Source organism: Mesobacillus zeae, from assembly GCF_003570705.1.
In the GTDB taxonomy this organism is placed as follows: Bacteria; Bacillota; Bacilli; order Bacillales; family Cytobacillaceae; genus Mesobacillus_C; species Mesobacillus_C zeae.
Map to the genome: position 1 here is coordinate 1 of NZ_QWVT01000070.1, position 1,213 is coordinate 1,213.

At 37.1% G+C, this 1,213-nt stretch carries 2 protein-coding genes; one reads left to right on the forward strand and one right to left on the reverse strand.

All coding sequences use genetic code 11. The annotated features are described in order from the left end of the window. The first annotated feature begins 139 nt into the window (after positions 1-139). Positions 140-418 (forward strand): hypothetical protein, encoded by a 279-nt coding sequence (locus D1970_RS21930; protein WP_246370379.1) that lies wholly within the window; start codon positions 140-142, stop codon positions 416-418. Positions 419-572: 154 nt separating this feature from the next. On the opposite strand, the gene D1970_RS21935 is transcribed toward D1970_RS21930, so the two are convergent. Next, on the reverse strand, positions 573-1,205 hold the full coding sequence (locus tag D1970_RS21935) for a DUF2238 domain-containing protein (protein ID WP_119114955.1): 633 nt from the start codon (positions 1,203-1,205) through the stop codon (positions 573-575). Positions 1,206-1,213: the final 8 nt, after the last annotated feature.

The window sequence follows — 1,213 nt, forward strand, 5'->3', positions numbered from 1 at the left end:
CTTACTTATTCTTAATAAGGACTACAGCACTGTTTCAAAACAATACCAGCATATTCGAATCCCTTTAAGTAAAAATTAAGTCTTGGAAGGTGAAGACACAAACAAAGCTTTCCAATTTCCAGGAAGGGATTGTTTCCATTTGAATAATAACTGGATAACAGCGATAAGCCAACCCTTGGTGAATATGCTTGGAAAAAGAAACACAAAAGGTGTTATGTGGGGATCTTTGCTGAGTTTGGGTGTAAGCATAGCCGCATATATGTTAAGCAAAAACCAAAACAGGAATATGCCTTCTGCTGCGAAAAACTTGATGAATACTTTTGCGGGCGGCAATGCAGGCCAAACTCCGAGTATGGCCGGTTTAACAGAGTTCTCCAAGGAAATGCTTCCTAATACGAACCAATCCACAAACAAATAGTTTTTCAATGCCCGCTTCCAGCGGGCATTTTTCAGGAGGTTCTAAAAAAGATTTTGTATAAATGAAAAGAAACCTTATGTGGTTTCATGAAAATGTTCTAAAAATCGCGATATGGATAAGAATAGGGATTTGACAATACCAAGTCCCAGTATAATCATTTACTCTTTAATAAAAACCGTACTAACAATTTATTATGCAGTTTTGACAGGAAGAGTAAAGCAATAATTGAACCGATAAAAGTACATGACATATCCCATTGTGAATCCCAAATGTCCCCTTGGTTACCTAAAAAATCCTTAGCCGTTTTTCCTCCCTTTGAAATTTCAGAAAATAACCATTCAATGATCTCATACAAGGCAGCAATAGCAAGGGAAATACTTAAAGATATAGCCGCTAGCCAAAAACCTTTGGTAAGTGCAGTTTTTCTTATAAGTATTTCTCTTATGACAATCACGGATAATCCTTTTAGAAGATGGCCAAACCGATCATAGTGATTGCGGTCAAAATTCATTACGTCTTTTACCCAATTGAAAAGTGGCACCCTTGAGTATGTGTAATGACCGCCTACGAACATAATAATCGACAGAATCACAATAATGCTGTAGGAAAGGGTTGTTAAACGAAACTTACTGTATGTGGCAATTATGATTGTAAGTCCGATAACGGCAGGTGCAACTTCCAATATCCAAATCGGGTAACCAGCAGGTTTTATACCTGACCATATAAAGACGCCTGCAGCAGCTAAGAATAAAGTTAAATGAAGCATTGTAATTTTCTCTCCAACCATTTTTTCAC